This window comes from Deinococcus aetherius (genome assembly GCF_025997855.1).
GTDB classification, from domain to species: Bacteria; Deinococcota; Deinococci; order Deinococcales; family Deinococcaceae; genus Deinococcus; species Deinococcus aetherius.
Window position 1 is genome coordinate 1,040,643 of sequence record NZ_AP026560.1, and the last position, 19,333, is coordinate 1,059,975.

Genomic DNA, 19,333 nt, shown 5'->3' on the forward strand with positions numbered 1-19,333 from the left:
CAGGTGCGGAAACGCCTGGGCGCCGGACCCCGTACCATCAGGTGTGAGTCTCTTCGGCTTCCTCAACCAGTACCCGTGGCTGGTGTACCTGTCCGGCGTACTCCAAATCGTCTTTCTGGTCCACGCGGTCGTTACCCGGCGCAACTTCTACTGGATTTTCATCCTCCTGATCGGCTCGTATCTGGCCGTGCTCGCCTACCTCTTCCTGGAAATCCTGCCGGGCTTGCGCGGGGGAACGCGGCGGGCAGGGGCCGCCCTGGGGGCGGGGCTGGAGGCGATCAAGCCGCTCGACACCCGCATTCGTGAGGCGCAGGAACGGCTGGCCGAGAGCGACACCCTCTCCCACCGTGCCGACCTTGCCGCCCTTCAAGCACGAGCAGGTCGTCCCGACGAGGCGCAGGCGACCCTCCAACCCCTGCTGAACGGCATCTACGCGGACGATCCGGTGGTTCTGCTGACGAGCGCCGAACTCGAACTCGCGCGGGGGAACGCCGCTGCCGCCGAAAGCCTCCTCAACCGGGTGGACCTCAAGACGAGTGCCGCCACCCGCACCCGCAGCCTGACCCTGCTCGCCCAGGCGCAGGAAGCGCAGGGCAAGACCGCCGAGGCCGACCAGACCTACCGCGACGCGATGACCGCCGCCACGACGGAGGAACCACGCACCCGCTACGCCGCTTTCCTCCTGAAGCAGGGGAGACGGGACGAAGCCGCGCGGCTGCTCGATCAACTCGCCCGGACGGAGCAGCGGGCTACAAATCTCTACCGCCGCCAGGAGCGCGAGTGGTTCCAGATGGCGGCGGGGCTGCGGCGGGAGTTGAGGTGATCGGCAGCGGCTGCGGGAGGGCGAGGCGCCAGCGACAAGCAAGCCTGGCGGCTGAGCCGGGGGAATTTCCCGCCTGAGGACTGAGGACCGAACCTGATCGAATCAGGCCGCCGGAGCGTTCTCCCTCCCGCTTCGAGGCGCCTACTCCACCACGTCTATTCCCGCCGCCCGCACCCGCGCCTCCACGTCCCGCACGCCCTCGCCCATCACGCGCATCACGAAGCGGCGGCGAGGCTGTCCGCCTCTCTCCCCCTGCCCCGAGGTGGCGACGCTGATGATGTTGCTGGGCAGCACGGCCCCCGCCGCGCGGGCGAGGCTGCCCGGCGTGTCGGGCATCTCCAGGGTGAGGCGCGTGCCCCCCTCCCGCAGGCCCAGGATGTCGGTGAGGGCGCGCAGCACGTCGGTGATCGTGAGGATGCCGCGCAGGCGCTCGTCGCCGCCCAGCACGGGGAGGCCGCCCACCCCGTATTCCTGCATCCGCAGCGCGGCGTCTTCGAGGGACTCGTCCTCCTGTGCCGTGATCACGGGCCGGGCCATCATCTCGGCGACGGTGAGCTTGCTCAGGAGGTAGTTGAGTTCCCAGACGCTCAGGGTGGTCGCCTGACTGGGCACGGCGTCCTTGAGGTCCTTGCGCGTGGTGATGCCCACCAGTTGGTTCCCCTCCATCACGGGGAGGCGGCGAAACCCCCGCTCCTTGAGGAGCCGCAGGGCGTCCATGACGGTCGTGTCCGGCGTGACCGTGAGGGGGCTGGGGGTCATCCAGTCGCGTACGAGCATGGCCCAACCTTACCCTCCCGATCCTCCTCCCGGCTGACGGCCCGCTGACTGGGTATGTGAGTAGACTGTGAAGAGATTCATTCGGCTCAGAAAGGCCCGTGCTAGCTTGCCCGCCATGAAGATCAACGCCAAGGCGCTCGCCCCTCTTGCCATCGTGGCCGCATTCGGCCTGGGCACCCTCGCCCCACACGCCCAGACCACACCGCAGAAGATCGCCTTCGTGGACGTGCAGCGCCTGCTCGCCGCCCACCCCGCCGACAAGGACCTCCAGGCGATCCAGCAGAAGGCGAACACCGAACTCAGCGGCCTGCAAAAGCAGATTCAGGCCATCGACGCCAAGGGCGCTCAGGCGACCGCCGCCGAGAAGCAAAACCGCGCCACCCTGGTCTCGACCCTCCAGGCCAAGGCCAAGACCTACGACGACCAGATGAAGCCCAAGATGGAGACGGTCGAGAAGGCCGTCGACGCCGCCGTGAACAGCACCGCCAAGGCGAACGGGTACAGCATCGTGATGGACCGGGGCGTCGCCGCCCGCAGCGGTCTGGTGGTCTACGCCGACAACAGCACCGACATCACCGAGGCGACCCTCAAGGCCGTCAAGTAAGCGGAGCCGCCCGGAAACGGCCCCCGCCTGCGCGCGGGGGTTTCTGGTTGAAGTCTTCCCAGCCTAGAGGAGCCCAATCCTGATGAAACCTGCCCTTCTCATCCTGCCCCTGGCCCTGCTCGCCACCGTGCCGCACGCCGCCCAGACCCGCGCCCGCGTCGGCATTGTGGACGTGCAGCAGGTCGTCGCCGCCCTTCCCGGCAGCGCCGGCTACCTCAGCCTCTCCAAGCGGGTGGACGCCGACCTGAAGGGCAAGCAGGCCAAGCTTCAGCAGCTCATCTCCAGGGCCAACGCCTCGCGCAGCGCGGCCGATATCCAGGCCGCCCAGAGGGCCCAGCGGGAGTTCCTGAGCACCCAGCAAAGCCACCAGCAGCGCCTCGCGACCCAGTTCAAGCCCCTGGCGAGTAAGCTCAACACGACCGTGGCGAACGTCGCCAAGGGCAGCGGCTTCACCGTGGTCCTCGACCGCCGGGTCGCTGCCCAGTCGAACCTCGTGGTGTACGCCAACACCGCCACGACCGACCTCACGCCCGCCGTGCTGCGCGCGATCAAGAAGTAAGGTCCGGCCCTCCCAGGCCCCCGCCTCCGTCGCGTGCGGAGCGGGGGCCTGTTACGCTGCTGCCCATGACGGACGAGAGGCGGGACGAGGGGGAGAAGGAGGAGCACGTTTCGGCCCGCCGGGCGATCTTCGGGGCACAGGAGGAACGCATCCTTTCCAGGCTCGCGGCCCTCGACCCCGACCTGATGGCGTACGTGCGCGACTTCGCCTACGACACGGTGTACGAACGGCCCGGCCTCGACCTGAAGACCAAGGAGCTGATCGCCTGCGCCCTGCTCGTCAGCTTGGGCAGCCCGACCGAACTGCGAACCCACCTGCGCGGCGCCCTGCGGGCCGGGGCGAGCGAGCGCGAGGTGCGCGAGGCCCTCCTGCTGTGTGCCCCGTACCTGGGCTTTCCGCGCGTGGTGGCGGCCTTCTCGCAACTTCAGGCCTTGCTGGAGGCGCAGCAGAAAACCCCCACCCGCGAGGGGTGAGGGCACCGGGCGACGAGGGTCAGAAGGTGGTCTTGACGCCGATGCGGGCCTTGAAGACGGTGCCGGGGCGGACGAACTTGTTGCTGATGGCGCTATACCCGGCCTCACCCTGCTGGAAGGTGTCCGAGCCGGTGTTAATCGAGGAGCCGAAGAACTGGTCCACGCCCAGGTCGCCCACCAGACTGAGGTTTCCGGCGAGCGCATAGCTCACCATCACGCCCGCGCCGATGCCGAAAGCGTTGCTGGAGTAGGTCGTGCTGCCGCTGGTCCCGTAGTCCTCGGTCGAGCGGAAGAAGCCGTAACGCCCGCCCGCGTACAGGGTCGCGCCCACGCCGGGGGTCAGCTCCCCGACGTTGTAGGTGCCGTCCACGCTCAGGACCGTGTGGCTGCCCGACTCGCTGGCAACTCCGTCCTGCTTGGCCTGCCCGAAGGTGTAGGTCGTGGGGAAGAGGGTTCCCGTCGGGTCAACCGGGCTGCTGTCGTTGATCGCGTCGGCGGCGCGGGTGTAGCTCGCCCCCACCTTAAGACCGAACGGTCCCGCGAGGTTGGGCGCGTGGACGAAGGCCTCGCCGCTCAGCCCGTTCGCGTAGCCGCCCGTCAGGCCCAGTTCGAGGCCGCCGCCTGTGCTAAAGCCGACCCCAAGGGTTTGAGCGCCCGCCGTGGCGAGCCCGGCGCTGATCGTGAGTGCAAGAAGCTTCTTCATGTCGCCCGTAGCCTGAGGCCCCAAGATGAGCGAGCGCCCTCATGTGATTGATGGCGACTTTATGAACTGGACAGACGGGAGTCAGGTCGGGGGGAGTCCGGTGGGGGAACCCGGCGAGAGAAGATGGAGGTGGGTCTCCCTTCAGGTTGTGTGTCAGAGCGGGAAGAACCTCGCTCCCCCACTCCTCCCGCCGTCCAGCCGGGAAGAACGTGGACATCATCGCCAGAAAGCCCGGCCTTGGCGCCCGCCCGCCTCCCCTGCTAAACTTACACCCGGTTCAATTCCTAACGCCGCCGGAGCAGGCGAGGCCGAATACACGGTGCCGCTCCAGGCTGACTCCTGCGGAGGCCCCATGAAGATTCTTACGTTGGTCAGGCAAGTGCCCGACGCGGAGGCCCGCGTCAAAATCAGCGCCGGAAGCGTCGATCTGGAGGGCGCGACCCTCGTCATCGACGGGATGGACGAGTACGGTGTGGAAGAAGCCCTCCGGCTGCGCGAGGGCGGCGCGAACATCGAGGAGATCGTGGCGCTGGCCGTCGGCCCCAAGCGGGTCGAGGACGCCCTGCGCACCGCCCTGGCGATGGGGGTGGACCGCGCCATCCACGTCGAGACGAGTGAATTGCTCGACCCCATCGCCCTGAGCCGGATCGTCGCGCAGGTTGCTCAATCGGAGGGGGCGGGCCTGATTCTCGTCGGCGGGCAGGAGGCCGACTGGGACAGCCAGGCGCTCGGAGCCGCGACTGCCGAACGCCTGGGCTGGCCGCAGCTCACCTGGACGAACGAGCTTCGACTGGAGGGCGACAGCCTCACGGGCCGTCATGACGTGGACGACGGGAACGAGAACTTCCGCGCCTCCCTTCCCGCCGTCGTGACGACCCAGCAGGGCCTGAACGAGCCGCGCTACCCGACCCTTCCCAACATCATGAAGGCCAAGCGCAAGGAACTGCGTAAGGACAGCCTGGAGCAGTACGGGGCGCGGCCGACCGTCCGCGTGGTGAACGCCGAGATCCAGACGCGTGCCCGGCTGAACCGGATGATCGACGGCAAGGACCCGCAGGCCGCCGCCGAACAGCTTCTCGACCTCCTGCGCAACGAAGCGAAGGTGCTGGCATGATCCTGATCGTCGCCGAACACGCGGGCGGGAAGCTCGCCAAGTCCACCCTGGAGATGGTCACCGCTGCCCGGGAGTCCGGGCGCGAGGGACCCGTCACCGTTCTCGTCCTCGGCCAGGGAGTCGCGGAGATCGCCAACGCCGCCGCCGCCGTGGCCGATCAGGTCCTCGTGGCCGATCTCCCCGCGCTCGCCACCTACAACGCCGAGCTGTGGGCCGCCGCCACTGCGCAGATCGCGCAGGAGGGCGAAGCGCACACCGTCGTCATCGGCGGCAGCCGTTCGGGCCGGGAGTACGCCCCCCGCGTCGCTGTGAGGCTCGACGCCCCCTACCTGGAGGACGCCATCCACCTGGCGAGCACGGGCACGGCCCTCCAGGCGCAGCGGTACACCTACCTCGCCCGGGTGACCGAGACGGTCGAGGCGGAAGGCCCGGTCGTCGTGGTGAGCGTCAAGCCCGGCGCCTTCGCCCCCGCCGCGCCGCTGGCCGCCCCCGGCGAGCAGTACGACGTGGAACTCGACCTCCCCGCCCCACGTGTCGAGGTGACAGGCCGGAGCCTCGAGAAGACGAGCCGCGTGGCGCTCACCGAGGCGGACGTCATCGTGACGGGCGGGCGCGGGGTGGGCAACCCCGAGAACTTCAGCCGCTACGTCGAGGGGCTGGCCGACCGCCTGGGCGCGGGCGTCGGCGCCACCCGTGCCGTGGTGGACGCGGGCTGGCGGCCCTACGCCGAGCAGGTCGGGCAGACGGGCAAGACGGTGCAGCCCAAGGCGTACGTGGCGCTGGGCGTCAGCGGCGCCGTGCAGCACCTCAGCGGCATGGGCAAGAGCCGCTACATCGTCGCCATCAACAAGGACGCCGAGGCGCCGATCTTCAAGGTCGCCGATTACGGCATCGTCGGGGACGTGAACCAGATCGTGCCCGCCCTGATCGAGGCCGCCCGGAAGTAGATTCCCGCGCCCGCCGGAGCCGCCTGCCCCCTGTGGGTGGGCGGTTTTTCATACCGCGCCTGAAAAATTGTGCTTACATTATGGAGGTCACCTTAATTCAGCCCGTGTTCGACCCGTCTGGACCTTTCTATGTCCGTGCGGTGCCCAGGTTCCCCAGGAGACGTGCATGAAGCTCACCCCCCTCGCTGCCGCCGCCCTCGCCCTCACGCTCGCCGCCTGTGGACAGACGCCGACCGCCAACGGCCCCGCCGCGCAGGACACGCTGGCCGCCGACTACGCCGCCCGGCCCGAGTTGCAGGACGCCGAGAGCCAGGCGATCCTGGCGCGGTACGGCAACGACCCCGGCCTGCTCGCCGCCCTCCAGGAGGCGTACGGGGAGCGGCCCGCGAACTTCAGCCGCCCGCAGGCGCCGGTGGTGAGGGGCCTCGACCTCGCCAGCGACCGCCTCGCGTACATCAAGGGCGTCGCGTGGGGCACGGTCTCCGGGTACAACAGCCAGTACGGCGCCTATGCGGGCACCACGGTGCCCTACTCCGGCCTCGACTGGACCCGTGACGGTTGCTCGGCGCCCGACGGCCTGGGCCTGGGGTACCGCGAGGACTTCCGGCCCGCCTGCAACGTCCACGACTTCGGCTACCGCAACCTCAAGGTCTACGAGCGCACATCCGCCAACCGTCTCGCCACCGATGACGCCTTTTACGCCAACATGAAGACCATCTGCGCGGCGAAGAGCTGGTACGCCCGGCCCGGCTGCTACAGCGCCGCTTACGCCTACTACCAGGGCGTGCGGGTGGGGGGCAGTGGCAGCTTCTAGCGCATTTGACGCAAGAAGCATTGCCCCCTGAGGGAAGCGTAGGGTCCTCCGCCTGGAAGGCGAGATGCTTCGCTGCGCTCAGCAGGACATCGTTTCCGTGTCAAACGCTCTCACCGCGTCGGGCGGGAGGAGCGCGGGGGCGAGGTGCGCAGGGTCCGCACCTCGCCTTTTCCACTGACCACCAACCACTCCCCACTCACGGTCTGTCCCCCCTCCGCCTGCTAAGCTCCCCGCCGTATGACGGGTGAGCGCGTTCTGTGTGCGATGTCGGGCGGGGTGGATTCCAGCGTCTCGGCGGCGCTCCTGAGGGACGCGGGCTATCAGGTCGTCGGCGCGATGATGCGCTTCTGGCCCGACGACAAGCGGGCCTCGACCTTCGATACCTGCTGCTCGCCGGACGCCGCGTACGAGGCACGCCGGGTGGCCGAACAGGTCGGCGTGCCCTTCTACCTCCTCGACTACCGTGAGCAGTTCCAGCGCCACATCGTGGGCCCCTTTATCGAGGAGTACGCGCGGGGCCGCACACCCAACCCGTGTGTGAACTGCAACACCAAGGTCAAGTTCGACGAGCTGGTGAGGAAGGCGAGGATGCTGGGCTGCCGCTACGTGGCGACCGGGCACTACGTCAAGCGGGTGGAGCGCGAGGACGGCAGCGTGGAATTCCACCGGGGCGACGACCCCCGCAAGGACCAGACGTATTTCCTGTGGGGTACGCCGAAGGAGGCCCTGCCCTTCATCCTCTTCCCGGTGGGCGAACTGGAAAAGCCGCGCGTGCGCGAGATCGCCGAGGAGCGCGGCTTGCTGACTGCCCGCAAGCCTGAGAGCCAGAACATCTGCTTCGTGCCCGGCAGGGTGCAGGACTACGTGGCCGAGCAGTTGCCGCAGAGTCGGGGCTTCATCTGCGAGATCGGCACGGGGGAGGTCGTCGGCGAGCACCTGGGCACCCAGTTCTACACGCTGGGGCAGAAGAAGGGCCTGGGCCTGTACCAGTCGCACCGCGTCCGCCACGTCGTCCACCTCGACCCGGGGACGAATACCGTTTGGGTGGGCGACTACGAGGACTGCCTGTGGAACGGGCTACGGGCGGAGGGGGCGAACTACCTCCTCGACCTCGCCGAGTTGCCGCGTGAGGTAGAGGTCCAGGTGCGCTACCGCACGAAGCCGGTGCGGGCGACGGTCCTCCACGCCGATGAGCGGGGCTTCGAGTTGCGGTTCGAGGAGCCCCAGTTCGCCGTCGCGCCCGGTCAGAGCGCGGTGCTGTACGCCGGGACGAGGTTGCTGGGCGGCGGGTTGATCGCGGACCACGCGCGGGAGTTGCCGGTGGTGGGAGAGGACCGGAGGGTCGCCGTCTCGTCCTGAGCGGTGGTGGTCTAGCCCCTCCTCCCTTGTGGGGACTCGTAGAGCTGCTCGCAGAGGCCGGGACTTGTAAAGCTCCGCAGGAGAGGGGGGAATCGTGAGCGTCCCCCAGCGCCCATTTCCCGCTCAACTCCCCGCGAGATTCGTCCCTCAATACGTCTGCCCCGCCTCCACTCGCCCCTCCGGCTCGCGTCCCGCTGCCATCTCCTCAAGGAAAGCCCGCGTGTACTCCGCCCCCCGCGCAACGAGGTCGGAGGTCGTGCTGGCGATGTGCGGCGTGATGATCACGTTCTCCTGGGCCCAAAGGGGATGCCCCTCCGGCAGCGGCTCGGGGTCGGTCACGTCGAGGACTGCGCCGCCGAGGTGCCCCGAGTTCAGCGCGGCGAGGAGAGCATCGGTGTCGATCAGGTTGCCGCGCCCCTGGTTGCTGATCCACGCGCCGGGCCCCAGGCGGGCGAGCACGTCGGCACTCACGATGCCCTTGGTCTCCGGCGTGCTGGGCAGCAGCAGGACCACCCAGTCGGCCCCGGCGAGTGCCGCGTTCCGCTCGGCCTCGGGGGTGCGGGAGCGGATACCCGTTACGTGCGCCCCGAGCGGGGTCAGCAACTCCTCCAGAATCTTGCCGATATGACCGTAGCCCCAGATCACCACCTGCCTGCCGTCCAGCGTGCCCAGGTCCATCGTCGGCTGCCAGCGACCCTCGTGCTGCGCGTCCCGGAAGCGGTGCAGGCCCCGGGCGGCGGCGAGCATCCCGGCGGCGGTGTGGACGGCCACGGCGCGGTCGTGCAGGCGGTGGGCGTTGTAGAGGGTGACCCCCTGAGGCAGCCTGCCCGCCACATGGTCGATCCCCGCCGTGAGGGTGAGGACCCAGCGCAGGCCGGGTCGCCCCAGCAACTCGCGGCGCAGCTCGGGGGAGGCGAACCACAGGACTACTCCCTCGGCGCTGCCTTGCGGGGCCTCGTCGCGGGAGAAGAAGCCCAGCTCCACCCCCTCCACTCGCAACTCGCGGAACTCGGGCAGGTCAGGCACCAGCACGCGCATTCAGCCACTCTCCTCTCGTGATCTCCATGTGAACGTCGGTGCGCCCGGGGCCGGTCGTGCGCCCGACCTCGCGGAAGCCGCAGGCCAGGAAAGCCCGCTGGGCGCGGCGGTTGTGGCCGAAGGTGGTGAGGCGGACCCGGGCGAGCGGCACGGGCCGGGCCCGCCCCCGCTGTCCCACGTCCCCCTCCCCGGCGAAGGCCCAGGCGAGGAGCGCCATGACCGCCTCGCGCCCGTAGCCCTGGCCCCACAGCGAGCGCACGCCGATCATCACGCCCAGGGTGGCGACGGTCGGGGTCGTGGGGGGCGGGGGGCGCAGGTCGTACAGCTCCGCACTGCCGATCAGTTCGCCCGTTTCGCTGAGGACGCCGAAGCCCGCGCGCTCGCCCGTGGCCTCCTCCTCCAGCATGACCCGGCGGAAGAGCCATTCGGGAAGCCGGATGGGTTTGGCGTCGTTCCAGTCGGCGAGTTCTCGGTCGCGGAAGAAGCGGTAGAGGGTGCTCCACTCGGCGGGGGTGAACTCGGGCACCGGCTTGAGGGTGACGCGGCCCCACCCGATGCCCGTGCCCTCCGACTCCATGCGCGTCAGTCTAGCCTCCCCGTCGGTGTCGCTGCCGCGCCGAGGGTTCCCAGCGCCCGCGTCACGTCCCGGGTCAGCCGTTCGAGGTGAAAGGCGTCCCCCTCCGCCCGCTCGACGGTGCCGCCCTCCCCCACGACGATCAGCGCGAGTGCCCTCCCCCCCGCGTGCCGCACGAAGACGCCCGGGTGCCCCGCGAGAGCGGCGCGGTCCCCCTCGGGCAGCACGTTCCACGCGGGGTCCTCGCCCGTCAGGCCCAGGTGGGCGGTCGGGAGGCCCCGGGCCGCGAGTTCCTCCTCCAGCCAGGCGAGGGCGTCCAGCCGGCCTCCGAGAAGCCCCTGCTCGATATGGGGCCGGGCGAGGTTGTAGCGGATGGGCCTCCCGTCGCGGCGCCGCACCTCCCCGCCCGACGCCCGCACGAGGGCGTGCCCCGCCGCGATGTCCCACTCGCTGCGCGGGCTCATGGTGAAGGTCACGTCCGCCTCGCCCGCCGCGATCCGCGCGAGCTTGAGGGCAATGGAGCCGCTGGGCGCCATGCCGGGGAGGGAGGCGCGGTGCAACTCGCGCCGGAACTCGGTGTCCGACACGCTGACCACGTACTCGCTCCGGTCGCTAAATCCCGCAGGCTCGCCGTTTTTCGTCACGCCCACGCCCACGACCCCGGCAAAGAGTTCGTCCGTGGCGGGAGCGTACACCACACCCAGCACGGGGTCGCCCCCCACCGCCAGGCCGATGCTGACGGCGAAGTCGGGGCTGCCCGTCGTGAACTCCTTCGTGCCGTCGATGGGGTCCACGATCCACACCCGCTCGACGCCGAGCCGCGCGGGGCTGTCGGCAGCCTCCTCGCTCAGCAGGCCGTCCTCCGGGAAGGCGGCGTGCAGCCCCCGCAGGATCAGGTCGGAGGCCTCGCGGTCGGCGGCGGTCACCGGGTCGTCGGCCCCCGTCTTGTGTTCGACCGTGAGGCCCCGCCGCAGGTGCGCCCGCAGCAACTCCCCCGCCTCCAGGGCGAGACGGGTGGCGGCGTCGAGTTCGGCGAGGAGGGGAGGGGAGGTCATGGCCGGAGAATAATGCTGGCGGGGCAGGAGTGAGGGCGGTGTGCCAGAAAACGTCGTCTCCGACGTTGCAAGGTCACGTTCCGGACCTCCGTCTCTTTCAAGCTGACGACGGGATGAGCCGTGTCGAAGCGTTCTCTTCAGCCCCTGGGCCCGTATGATCAACCGATGTTCATGGCGAACCGGACTTACCCTGGGCCATCCCAACCAAGGAGGAAATAACGTGAAACGAATGCTTGTTGCAGGTGCCCTGATCCTCGGTCTCGTGGCGTGTGGTAAGAACAACCCAGGAGGGGGCGGTGGCAACGGGAACGGGGGTAACGGGGACAATGGCACGACCGTCACCCCTGTCCTGACGGACGCCTACAACCCTGACCCCTCGGCCACGGAGTCCACCGACCCCCGGGTGCCGTACAAGGGTGACTGGGTCTGGGTTGCCAAGCTGCCTGACGGCTCCTACCAGCAGGGCGTCATGACCATTTCGGAGCGCGGTCAGCCCACCGACCAGGCCAAGAACGGCGGGTTTGGCTCGAACTCCACGTGTGCGAACGACACCTGCACGACCCCGACCAACGAGACCTTCGCCGTGGTCCTGAGCCAGGTGACCAACTCCGGCGCCCAGTTGAGGGCCATCCTGGGGAGCCGCCTGACCATGACCGACAGCGACAACAAGGTCACGCTCAACGCCAAGGGCCGCCCGGTGATGTCTGGGGCCGGAACGTGGGAGCCGACCAGCCAGACGGCCAAAGTCGCCTTCGTGCAGGTGGACACCAACCCGGACAAGAGCTACGGGACGGTCCTGTCCGACGTGTTCACGCAGGCGAAGACCGCCGCCGATCAGGTGACCGCCCAGCGGGTGCAGTCCCTCCCCAGCCTCGACCTGGATTCCATCCTGAAGTAACCCCCGAACCCGAGCGGCGGCACCCCTTGTCTGGAGGAGTGCCGCCGTTGCCGTCTCCTGTACAGGGCGCGTACGTCCCTCCCCGTCAGATCCCCTCCCGGTTTCCTGTGCGGCGTGTGGGCGAGGAGAATTCGGGTCGCTCCTCCGCCCCCACCGCCGTCCCCTCCAACCGCAGCAGCGCCGGGGAGAGGAACCCTGCCAGGCTCGCCAGCGCCGAGAGCACGCCCGCCGCCACGAACAGCCCCCGCACGCCGAGCCACTCGCCGAGGGGCCCGGCCAGGGCCAGTCCGACCGGCCCCGCCAGGCCCATCACGGTCGAGAGCAGCGACAGCGCCCGGCCCTGAAGTTGGTTGGGGATCACGGTCTGGAGCACGGCCGTCATGGGCGCGTTGCCGTAGCTGAAGGTCACGCCGCTCACCACCCACCACACGACCGCCAGCCAGAAGGCGTGCCCGGGCGCGAGGGCCGTCAGGGCCACCGCGAGGCACGACAGCGCGAAGGCTACGAGCACGGTCGCCACCCGCCGCCGGGGGGCGAGGACGGCGACGGCGAGCCCCCCCGCGATCATCCCGACCCCGGAAAGTCCCTCCATCAGCGCGACCTGCCCCGCGCCGCCCCCGAAGTGCTCCTTCACGAGCAGCGGGGTCAGGGTGAAGGTCGGCATGATCACCAGCACGACGGCCGCCATCACCGCGTAGAGTTGGCGCAGGCCGGGGTGGCGCCACACCAGGCTCACCCCCTGCCTAAACTCGGCCCAGACGCCCGCCCTTTCCCCAGGCGGGAGGCGCAGTTGCGGCACCCGGAAGACCAGCAGCGGCAGGATGCCCAGCAGGGCCGTCGCCACGTCGAGGCCGAGGGCCGCCCACAGCGGCAACGCGCCGATGGCGAGGGCTCCCAGCGGCGCGGCGGCCACCGTCATGATCCCCTGGAGGGTCTGGTTCAGGCCTGCCGCCCGAGGCAGGAAGCTCGCCGGGACGAGCATCGCCGTGCTCGCCGCCGCCGCCGGTCCCTGGAAGGCCTGCATCGAGGAGCGGACGAACATCATCGTGTAGACGTGCCACAGCTCGACCCGCCCGCTGGCGAAGAGGGCGATCAGGACGAGCATACACAGCGCACTCACCGTATCCGCCGCGATCATCAGCACCCGGCGGCTATAGCGGTCGGCGAAGGTGCCCCCCAGCGGCCCGAGAAGCGCCTGGGGGAGCAGGGCCGCCATCCCCGCCGTCGCCAGCGCGCCCACGCTTCCCGTCATGTCGGTGATCCACCACAGCAGCACGAACTGGGTCATCGCCGAGCCCGTCAGGCTGAGGGCCTGTCCCCCGAAGATCGCCCAGAACCGCCGCTGCCAGCCCGGCCCGGGGTCGGGGTGCCCGGGCGGGGCGGGGGAGGGGCGCTCGCCTACACCCGTGTCCATGCCAGCAGCTCCTCTTTCAGCGCGGTCCGCCGCCCGGGGTCGAGGTCAGGCAGCCCGGTGAGCGGCCCCAGGCTCAGCGCGTCGCAGGCGAGGCGGACGGCGTGGGCGCGGGCGGGGGGCAGGCCGTCCGCCTCCGCCTCTGTCAGAACGAAGGCCTGCGCCTCCCGCAACCGGGCGATGAGTTCCGGGTGCCCTGCCAGCGGCGCGAGCGCGGCGATCAGGGCGTCCTCTCCGGCGGCGGGCGTGAAGCTCACCTCGATGTAGGCCCGCAGCCACGCCCCCGGCCCCTCCCCGTGGGCCGCGACCTCGCGCGCCCGGGCCGCCTCCACACACGCCCGGAACCGTTCGATGAGTTCCAGCGCCAGCGCCGACAGCAGCGCCTCGCGGCTGGGGTAGTGGTGCAGCAGGCCCCCCTTGCTCACCCCCGCCGCCCGCGCCACGGCGTCGAGCGAGAGGGCGGCCCCCTGCGTCTGAAGCACCCTTCCCGCCGCCTCCAGCAGTGCCGAGCGCGTCAGCTCGGGATTCCGGGGTCTATTCATGAATTAAGCATACCGTCTGGACGGTCGGTTAAGATGAGAACAGGGAAAGGACGGGCCTTCGCGGACCCGCCTCTTTGCCCTGCTCCCCGTTACTCGTCTTCGGTCGTGCCCGGCAGCGGCCGGGTGCGGGCCGGGCCGCCGTCTATGCCGCCCGAACCGCCTACCCGGGGGCCCCTGACCTCGCCACCCGCGTCCTGGTTGGGGTCGGCGAGGCGGGTGGTGCCGCCCGGGGTGTCAGGGGTGATCACGCTGAAGTCGGAGAAGCTGCCGGGAGTGCCGTCGTCGAAGGAGGGCTCGTCGTTCACGTTGTTGGGCGTGAAGTCGTCGCCGTAGGCCATCGCGTTGTCGAGCATCTCGGTGCGGATGGAGGGGTCGATGCCGTCGTCGTAGGCGACCCCCGCGCCCGCCAGCGCGTCACTCCCGGTGGTCCCGCGCTCCCCGCCCGTCACGTCGCCGGAGCGCGGGAAGTCGTCTTCGGTCTCGGCCACGTCCCGGATCAGGTCGGCGTTCGACTGGGTGTCCTGGTTCGCCGGGTCGTCGTCCTCAGGGAGGGAGAAATCCATCGTCTCCGCGCCCGTCACGCTGGCGCCGCCGACGGGGTGCAGCTCGGCGTCGCTCAGCTCGCGGCTGTCCCGGTCGAGGTCCTCGCCGGTCACGGTGGCGTCGTCGTCCAGCCGGGCGTTCAGCTCGGGGTCGATATCGGTGGTGGGGTCGCGGTCGGTGGGGTCGGTCATGGGCTTCCTCCTCGAAAGGGCCTGGCTGGTGCCGGGGCCGTGTGTCGCCACGAATTAGAACGGACGGCGAAGTCCCTGCCGATGAGGACTCCTGCAACGTTTGTTGGCCCACGCCTGTCCCGGGCCGGGAAGGGCTGGAGGCGGCCCACGCCGCGCGGGCCGGTTCGTGAAGCCCCGGCCTCGTCAAGTTCCCGCTTCGTAAAGCGGCCTTGGGCAATTTCTTCCCAGGGGGCGCACCCGGGGCAGGTCAGATTGGACCGGCATTGACGAGACGGCGCCACCTCCCTTCGGTGATGCCCGCAGGGGGAGCCGCGCTTCGTCTCCCTTCCCGACCACACGGGAAGGCCAGCCACAGGAGGGGCAGATGGCAGAACAGATTCCCATGACGGCGGAGGGCTACCGGCGCCTGGAGGAGACGTTGCAAAAGGAACGCGAGCGCCGCGAGGCCGCCACCGAGACCATCGCGGCCCTGCGCGACGACACCAGCGACATCGAGGACCGCAACCTGGAGGCCTCCCAGATCGACCTGCCCAGCATGGACGCCCGCATCTTCGAGCTGGAGGACATCCTCGCCCGCGCGGTGGTCGTCGAGTCTTTGCCGGGCGAGGAGGGCAGGGTGGGCCTGGGCTCGGTCGTGGTGTTGCAGGACGAGGAACACGGCCGGGAGATGCAGGTCCAGCTTGTCAGCCCCGTGGAGGTGACGGCCCTGGAGGGCGGCGTGACCCAGGTCAGCGAGGACAGCCCGGTCGGCAAGGCCCTGATGGGTCGGCAGGTCGGCGAGTCCTTCGAGGTGGAGGTCGGCGACCGGCACGTCCGTTACACGGTAAAGAGCGTCGGCTCGGGCTGAGAACTCCCCAGCCCTGCCTAGCCGCCCGCGTTGACCGCCTCTTCCGGTCCCCGCTACACTCCTCGTCATGACGGCGGCCCACGCGAACAACGTGAATGACGATCCCCGCTAGGGGACGCCTCGCCGCACATGCGCCCCCGACTTCCCCACGGAGTCGGGGCCTTTTCTTGACCCGCCCCGCAAAGGAGACCTGAAACCGTGACCACCGAACCCGCCGTCCACCTCCAGCGCACCCTCACCCGCGAACTGCCGCACCACGAGGGGCAGAACGTCCGGCTCCAGGGCTTCCTGCACGCCCGCCGCGACCTGGGGGGCGTGCAGTTCCTGGTCCTGCGGGATAGGAGCGGCGTGGCCCAGTGCGTGGGCAGCGGCCTCCACCTGCCCCTCCCCGAGAGCAGCATCGAGGTGGTCGGCAAGGTGAAGGCACACCCCAAGGCGCCCGGCGGCTTCGAGGTTCAGGTCGAGAGCCTGCGCGTCCTGACCGCCGCCGTCGAGCCCCCGCCCGTCGAGATTCCCAAGATGGAGTGGAACGTCAACCCCGAGACCCTGCTCGACTACCGCGTGGTCACCGTGCGCGGCCTCAAGGAGCGCGCGGCGCTGAAGGTCCAGGCCGAACTCGTGGCGGCCTTCCGCGACCACCTCCTCACGGAGGGCTTCACCGAGATCAGCACACCCAAGATCGTCTCGGCGGGGGCGGAGGGCGGCGCGAACCTCTTTCCCATCGACTACTTCGGGCATCCGGCGTACCTCGCGCAGAGCCCGCAGCTCTACAAGCAGATCATGGTCGGCGTCTTCGAGCGCGTCTTCGAGGTCGCGCCCGTCTACCGCGCCGAGGAACACGCCACCAGCCGCCACCTCAACGAGTACCTGTCCCTCGACGTGGAGATGGGGTTCATCGAGTCCGAGGAGGACGTGATGGACCTGGAGACCCGCCTCCTCGACGCGATCATGACCCGGCTGAGGGAGCGGGCCGGGGCGGAGTTCAGCCTGCTCGGCGCGACCATCCCCGACGTGCCCGCCCGCATCCCCCGCATCACGTTGATGGACGCGCGGCAGCTCGTGCAGGGGAAGTACGGCCACGCGGTCGGCGGCAAGGACCTCGACCCGGAGGCCGAGCGCCTGCTGAGCCAGCACTACGCGGAAACCGAGGGTTCGGACTTCGTGTTCGTGACGAAGTACCCTCGCGCCGCCCGGCCCTTCTACGCGCACCCGGAGATCAACCCGGACGGCACCGCCGACCCCGACCTCACGCGCGGCTTCGACCTCCTCTTCCGGGGCATCGAGATCACCTCGGGCGGGCAGCGCATCCACGACCACGCGATGCTGATGGAGTCCATCGCCGCGTACAAGCTGAATCCCGAGTCGCTGGCGGGCTACACCGAGGTCTTCAAGTACGGGATGCCCCCCCACGGCGGCTTCGCCATCGGGGCCGAGCGGCTGACGGCGAAGCTGCTGGGGATCAGCAACGTGCGCTATGCCCGCGCCTTCCCGCGCGACCGGCACCGGCTGACGCCCTGAACGTGATCGGGGAAGGTGGGGCATCCGGGCGTGATCCCGGATGCCCCGCCTTTCTGCCCCCCGCCCGGCGGAACGGGGCTACTTGTGTGCCCGGTGGGTGCTTATGCCCAGGAGCGCGTACAGCGGGCAGAAGCCCGTGAGGGCGGTCAGCACCAGCACAGTTCCGGGAATACCGCCGATCCAGGTCCAGACGCCCGCCAGCGTGAAGGCGGCGATGAGCAGCGCCATACCCAGGACAGCGCGAATAATGCGGTCGGTGATGCTTTCGTTGGTGGTCATCAGGGCGTTCCTCCGCCCTCATCCTGCACCCAAGGTTGCCGTGTTTCTATGGTAGAAATGGTGGAAAAAGACTTCCTTCCCGATGCTGAGCCGGAGGCGACGGCCCAGGTTCTCGCCGCTTATCTCAAACGGCATGGTCCGGCCACGGTACCGCAACTGCGGGCGGCCCTGCGGCTCAGCGAGAACGCCGTACGCCACCACCTGCAAGCTCTGGAGCGGCACGGGCTGCTGACGCGCGAGGGCTCGACCGGGCCCGGCCGGGGCCGCCCCGCGACCCGCTACGCCCTGACGGCCCGCGCCGAGGGGCTGTTTCCCAAGCGTTACCTGGAGTTGCTCGACGCCGTGCTGACGGCCGCCCGAACCGAGGGGCTGGAGGAACGGCTGCTGGCCCGGGTCGCCGCTGACATGGCCGCGCGGGTGCAGCCCCCGCAGGTGGGGTTGGACGGTTCGGAGCGCCTGTACCGGCTGCTTCAGCTCCTCGACTACGGCGACCTGCTCCCCGAGCTTGAGGTCGTTCCCGCCGGGGTGTGCCTGCACGCCTACAACTGTGTGTATGTGGAGGCGGGGCGGCGTCATCCGGCGGTCTGCGAACTGCTGCCTGGCGTCATCACCGCAGCCACCGGTCTGAAAACCACCCGCTTGCGTTGCCAGCGGGACGGGGCACGCGCCTGTGAGTTCATGGTGAATACCGTGGGTTGATCTTCCCCGGGTCCTTTAGACGGCGCGTGGCCGGGTCAGCCGCCCGGGAAGACGGTGCCCTGGACCAGAAGTTGCCCCCCGGCTGGGATCACCGGGGGCGCGTGGTGCTCCTGTCGTTGGCCGCGCTGCCAGGAGGGGCCGGTCCTACTGCCCTTCGAGGTCCAGCTTCACGTCCTTGCCGGGGGGCGTCTTGCCCCCGCTCGCCAGCGTCCTGGCGAAGGCCACCACCTTGCCGATACCGCTCGCCGGGCCGTCCCAGTACTCGGCCTGGTGGGGCGTGACCTTGAGCAGGATCAGGTTGGGGTCGTCCACCCCGTCGGGGAAGAAGGCCTTGAGCGGCGGCTCCCACAGTTCCTGCATCTTGGCGCGGTCGTCCACCACCTCGGCGCTGCCCGTCACGTTGACCCACAGGTTCTTGTCGGGGTTGTTGTACCCGAGGTTGACCTGGGGATTCGCGCGGACATCATCGACTTTGTGGCTGTCCCGGTAGGTGAAAAACCACAGGTCGCCGTCGAACTCGGCCTGCTGGGTCGCCATCGGCCGCCCGTGCAGGCTGCCGTCCTGGGAGACGGTGGTGAACGTGGCGAAGCGGACGCCCTTGATCTTCTCGGTGAGCAGTCGGGCGGCTTCCTGGGAATCGGTCACGTGTTGCGGCTCGGTCATGTCGCCTCCTTGCCGGGCAGTGTAGGCGCGGGGGTGCGGGAGCATTTTGAGCGGAGGTTAGGCGTCCCGTGCCCGTCCTCTCACAAGCAGGGCCACTCCCCTGAGTCTCTGCCATCATCCCCGCATGGAACAGTTCGCGCAGTTCAAGGTGGGCACCCAGCGCGTCTACGGCATGTTGCACGTCCCCGACGGGGAGCGGCCTGCCCCGGGGTGGCCCTCGGTCGTGATCCTCCACGGCTTCACCGGCAACCGGGGCGGCGACCACCGCCTGCTGCCCCTGCTCTCGCGCTTCCTGGCGGCGCGCGGGGTGGCCTCCCTGCGCTTCGACTTCCGGGGCAGCGGCGAGTCGGAAGGCGAGTTCAACGAGATGACCGCCCTGCGCGAGGTCGAGGACGTGGAGGCGGCCTTCGGGTACGTGCGCGGCCTGCCCCTGCTCGACCCCGAGCGGGTGATGCTGCTGGGCTTCTCGATGGGCGGCCTCATCGCGGCCCTCGCCGCCGAGCGGGTGCGTCCCCACCGCCTCGCCCTATGGGCCCCCGCCCTGCCCGAGCTGTGGCTCCCCCTCCTGCGCGGCGGTTACGCCCCGCCCGTGATCCTCGACTACGGCGGCTGGCCGGTCGGACGCGAGTTCCTGCTGGAGATGCCGCGTCTCAGACCGCTGGACGCCGCCGCACGTTGGGGCGGCGTGGCCCGAGTCTTCCACGGCGACGCCGATCAGGTCTGCCCCCCGACCTTCGGCGTCCGCTACGCCCAGGCCCTCGGCTGCGACGCCATAGCCATTCCCGGTGCCAACCACACCTTCGACTCGCTGGAGGCGGTGGAGATGCTGTACCGCGAGACGGCGCGGTTTCTGACGGGAGGGTAGGAGTGTTCGAGTTTCACGGGTGGTTCGCGCTTCGGGA

At 69.8% G+C, this 19,333-nt stretch carries 23 protein-coding genes; 13 read left to right on the forward strand and 10 right to left on the reverse strand.

Annotated elements, in window-relative coordinates; translation table 11 throughout:
- The first annotated feature begins 43 nt into the window (after positions 1–43).
- Positions 44–823 carry a hypothetical protein gene (locus DAETH_RS05340; RefSeq protein ID WP_264776881.1) on the forward strand — a complete coding sequence of 260 codons (780 nt, stop codon included), beginning with the start codon at positions 44–46 and terminating at the stop codon, positions 821–823.
- 141 nt (positions 824–964) lie between these two features.
- Here DAETH_RS05340 and DAETH_RS05345 read toward each other — a convergent pair whose 3' ends face one another.
- Positions 965–1,600 carry a CBS and ACT domain-containing protein gene (locus DAETH_RS05345; protein ID WP_264776882.1) on the reverse strand — a complete coding sequence of 212 codons (636 nt, stop codon included), beginning with the start codon at positions 1,598–1,600 and terminating at the stop codon, positions 965–967.
- A gap of 115 nt (positions 1,601–1,715) precedes the next feature.
- On the opposite strand from DAETH_RS05345, the gene DAETH_RS05350 reads away from it, so the two are divergent.
- The 3 genes from DAETH_RS05350 (at position 1,716) to DAETH_RS05360 (ending at position 3,236) form a co-directional block, all read left to right on the forward strand.
- Entirely contained in the window at positions 1,716–2,204 is a 489-nt protein-coding gene (locus DAETH_RS05350; protein WP_264776883.1) for an OmpH family outer membrane protein, read from the forward strand.
- Between the two features lie 82 nt (positions 2,205–2,286).
- Positions 2,287–2,763, forward strand: a complete 477-nt coding sequence (locus tag DAETH_RS05355; RefSeq protein WP_264776884.1) for an OmpH family outer membrane protein — start codon at positions 2,287–2,289, stop codon at positions 2,761–2,763.
- Between the two features lie 65 nt (positions 2,764–2,828).
- Positions 2,829–3,236 (forward strand): carboxymuconolactone decarboxylase family protein, encoded by a 408-nt coding sequence (locus DAETH_RS05360; RefSeq protein ID WP_264776885.1) that lies wholly within the window; start codon positions 2,829–2,831, stop codon positions 3,234–3,236.
- A 19-nt stretch (positions 3,237–3,255) separates the two neighbouring features.
- Here the strand turns inward: DAETH_RS05360 and DAETH_RS05365 are convergent, their stop codons facing one another.
- Positions 3,256–3,939 carry a hypothetical protein gene (locus DAETH_RS05365; RefSeq protein ID WP_264776886.1) on the reverse strand — a complete coding sequence of 228 codons (684 nt, stop codon included), beginning with the start codon at positions 3,937–3,939 and terminating at the stop codon, positions 3,256–3,258.
- Between the two features lie 352 nt (positions 3,940–4,291).
- On the opposite strand from DAETH_RS05365, the gene DAETH_RS05370 reads away from it, so the two are divergent.
- From DAETH_RS05370 to mnmA, 4 genes are all read left to right on the forward strand, one after another.
- Entirely contained in the window at positions 4,292–5,053 is a 762-nt protein-coding gene (locus DAETH_RS05370) for an electron transfer flavoprotein subunit beta/FixA family protein (RefSeq protein ID WP_264776887.1), read from the forward strand.
- The gene (locus DAETH_RS05375; RefSeq protein WP_264776888.1) at positions 5,050–6,000 is read left to right on the forward strand and encodes an electron transfer flavoprotein subunit alpha/FixB family protein; all 951 of its coding nucleotides are present in this window, start codon (positions 5,050–5,052) and stop codon (positions 5,998–6,000) included. Before DAETH_RS05370 ends, DAETH_RS05375 begins: the two co-directional genes overlap by 4 nt.
- 166 nt (positions 6,001–6,166) lie before the next feature.
- On the forward strand, positions 6,167–6,814 hold the full coding sequence (locus DAETH_RS05380; RefSeq protein WP_264776889.1) for a phospholipase: 648 nt from the start codon (positions 6,167–6,169) through the stop codon (positions 6,812–6,814).
- A 237-nt stretch (positions 6,815–7,051) separates the two neighbouring features.
- Complete coding sequence (mnmA, locus tag DAETH_RS05385; protein WP_264776890.1) at positions 7,052–8,173, forward strand: tRNA 2-thiouridine(34) synthase MnmA; 1,122 nt, start codon at positions 7,052–7,054, stop codon at positions 8,171–8,173.
- 147 nt (positions 8,174–8,320) lie between these two features.
- Here the strand turns inward: mnmA and DAETH_RS05390 are convergent, their stop codons facing one another.
- The 3 genes from DAETH_RS05390 to DAETH_RS05400 are packed head-to-tail and all read right to left on the reverse strand — an operon-like array spanning position 8,321 to position 10,840.
- Positions 8,321–9,211 carry a D-2-hydroxyacid dehydrogenase gene (locus DAETH_RS05390; protein ID WP_264776891.1) on the reverse strand — a complete coding sequence of 297 codons (891 nt, stop codon included), beginning with the start codon at positions 9,209–9,211 and terminating at the stop codon, positions 8,321–8,323.
- Positions 9,192–9,788: a GNAT family N-acetyltransferase gene (locus DAETH_RS05395; RefSeq protein WP_264776892.1), complete on the reverse strand. Its 597-nt coding sequence runs from the start codon at positions 9,786–9,788 to the stop codon at positions 9,192–9,194. Before DAETH_RS05395 ends, DAETH_RS05390 begins: the two co-directional genes overlap by 20 nt.
- A 5-nt stretch (positions 9,789–9,793) precedes the next feature.
- Positions 9,794–10,840 carry a 3'(2'),5'-bisphosphate nucleotidase CysQ gene (locus tag DAETH_RS05400; RefSeq protein WP_264776893.1) on the reverse strand — a complete coding sequence of 349 codons (1,047 nt, stop codon included), beginning with the start codon at positions 10,838–10,840 and terminating at the stop codon, positions 9,794–9,796.
- Positions 10,841–11,060: 220 nt separating this feature from the next.
- Here DAETH_RS05400 and DAETH_RS05405 point away from each other — a divergent pair, with 220 nt between their 5' ends.
- The gene (locus tag DAETH_RS05405) at positions 11,061–11,738 is read left to right on the forward strand and encodes a hypothetical protein (protein WP_264776894.1); all 678 of its coding nucleotides are present in this window, start codon (positions 11,061–11,063) and stop codon (positions 11,736–11,738) included.
- Positions 11,739–11,823: 85 nt separating this feature from the next.
- Here DAETH_RS05405 and DAETH_RS05410 read toward each other — a convergent pair whose 3' ends face one another.
- The 3 genes from DAETH_RS05410 to DAETH_RS05420 all read right to left on the reverse strand — a co-directional run bounded on the left by DAETH_RS05410 (position 11,824) and on the right by DAETH_RS05420 (position 14,425).
- On the reverse strand, positions 11,824–13,152 hold the full coding sequence (locus DAETH_RS05410; RefSeq protein WP_264776895.1) for an MFS transporter: 1,329 nt from the start codon (positions 13,150–13,152) through the stop codon (positions 11,824–11,826).
- The gene (locus DAETH_RS05415) at positions 13,137–13,691 is read right to left on the reverse strand and encodes a TetR/AcrR family transcriptional regulator (RefSeq protein ID WP_264776896.1); all 555 of its coding nucleotides are present in this window, start codon (positions 13,689–13,691) and stop codon (positions 13,137–13,139) included. Before DAETH_RS05415 ends, DAETH_RS05410 begins: the two co-directional genes overlap by 16 nt.
- Positions 13,692–13,780: 89 nt before the next feature.
- Positions 13,781–14,425: a hypothetical protein gene (locus tag DAETH_RS05420; RefSeq protein WP_264776897.1), complete on the reverse strand. Its 645-nt coding sequence runs from the start codon at positions 14,423–14,425 to the stop codon at positions 13,781–13,783.
- A gap of 364 nt (positions 14,426–14,789) precedes the next feature.
- Here DAETH_RS05420 and DAETH_RS05425 point away from each other — a divergent pair, with 364 nt between their 5' ends.
- Both DAETH_RS05425 and aspS read left to right on the forward strand, forming a co-directional pair.
- The gene (locus DAETH_RS05425) at positions 14,790–15,272 is read left to right on the forward strand and encodes a GreA/GreB family elongation factor (RefSeq protein ID WP_264776898.1); all 483 of its coding nucleotides are present in this window, start codon (positions 14,790–14,792) and stop codon (positions 15,270–15,272) included.
- A 198-nt stretch (positions 15,273–15,470) separates the two neighbouring features.
- Positions 15,471–16,790 (forward strand): aspartate--tRNA(Asn) ligase, encoded by a 1,320-nt coding sequence (gene aspS, locus DAETH_RS05430; protein ID WP_264776899.1) that lies wholly within the window; start codon positions 15,471–15,473, stop codon positions 16,788–16,790.
- Positions 16,791–16,868: 78 nt separating this feature from the next.
- Here the strand turns inward: aspS and DAETH_RS05435 are convergent, their stop codons facing one another.
- On the reverse strand, positions 16,869–17,069 hold the full coding sequence (locus tag DAETH_RS05435; RefSeq protein ID WP_264776900.1) for a YgaP family membrane protein: 201 nt from the start codon (positions 17,067–17,069) through the stop codon (positions 16,869–16,871).
- A gap of 60 nt (positions 17,070–17,129) precedes the next feature.
- Between DAETH_RS05435 and DAETH_RS05440 the strand changes: the two genes are divergently transcribed.
- The gene (locus tag DAETH_RS05440; protein ID WP_264776901.1) at positions 17,130–17,768 is read left to right on the forward strand and encodes a helix-turn-helix transcriptional regulator; all 639 of its coding nucleotides are present in this window, start codon (positions 17,130–17,132) and stop codon (positions 17,766–17,768) included.
- Between the two features lie 144 nt (positions 17,769–17,912).
- On the opposite strand, the gene DAETH_RS05445 is transcribed toward DAETH_RS05440, so the two are convergent.
- Entirely contained in the window at positions 17,913–18,431 is a 519-nt protein-coding gene (locus tag DAETH_RS05445; protein WP_264776902.1) for a pyridoxamine 5'-phosphate oxidase family protein, read from the reverse strand.
- Between the two features lie 124 nt (positions 18,432–18,555).
- Here DAETH_RS05445 and DAETH_RS05450 point away from each other — a divergent pair, with 124 nt between their 5' ends.
- Positions 18,556–19,296, forward strand: coding sequence for an alpha/beta hydrolase (locus DAETH_RS05450; protein WP_264776903.1), 741 nt, complete (start codon positions 18,556–18,558; stop codon positions 19,294–19,296).
- The last annotated feature ends 37 nt before the right edge of the window (positions 19,297–19,333 follow it).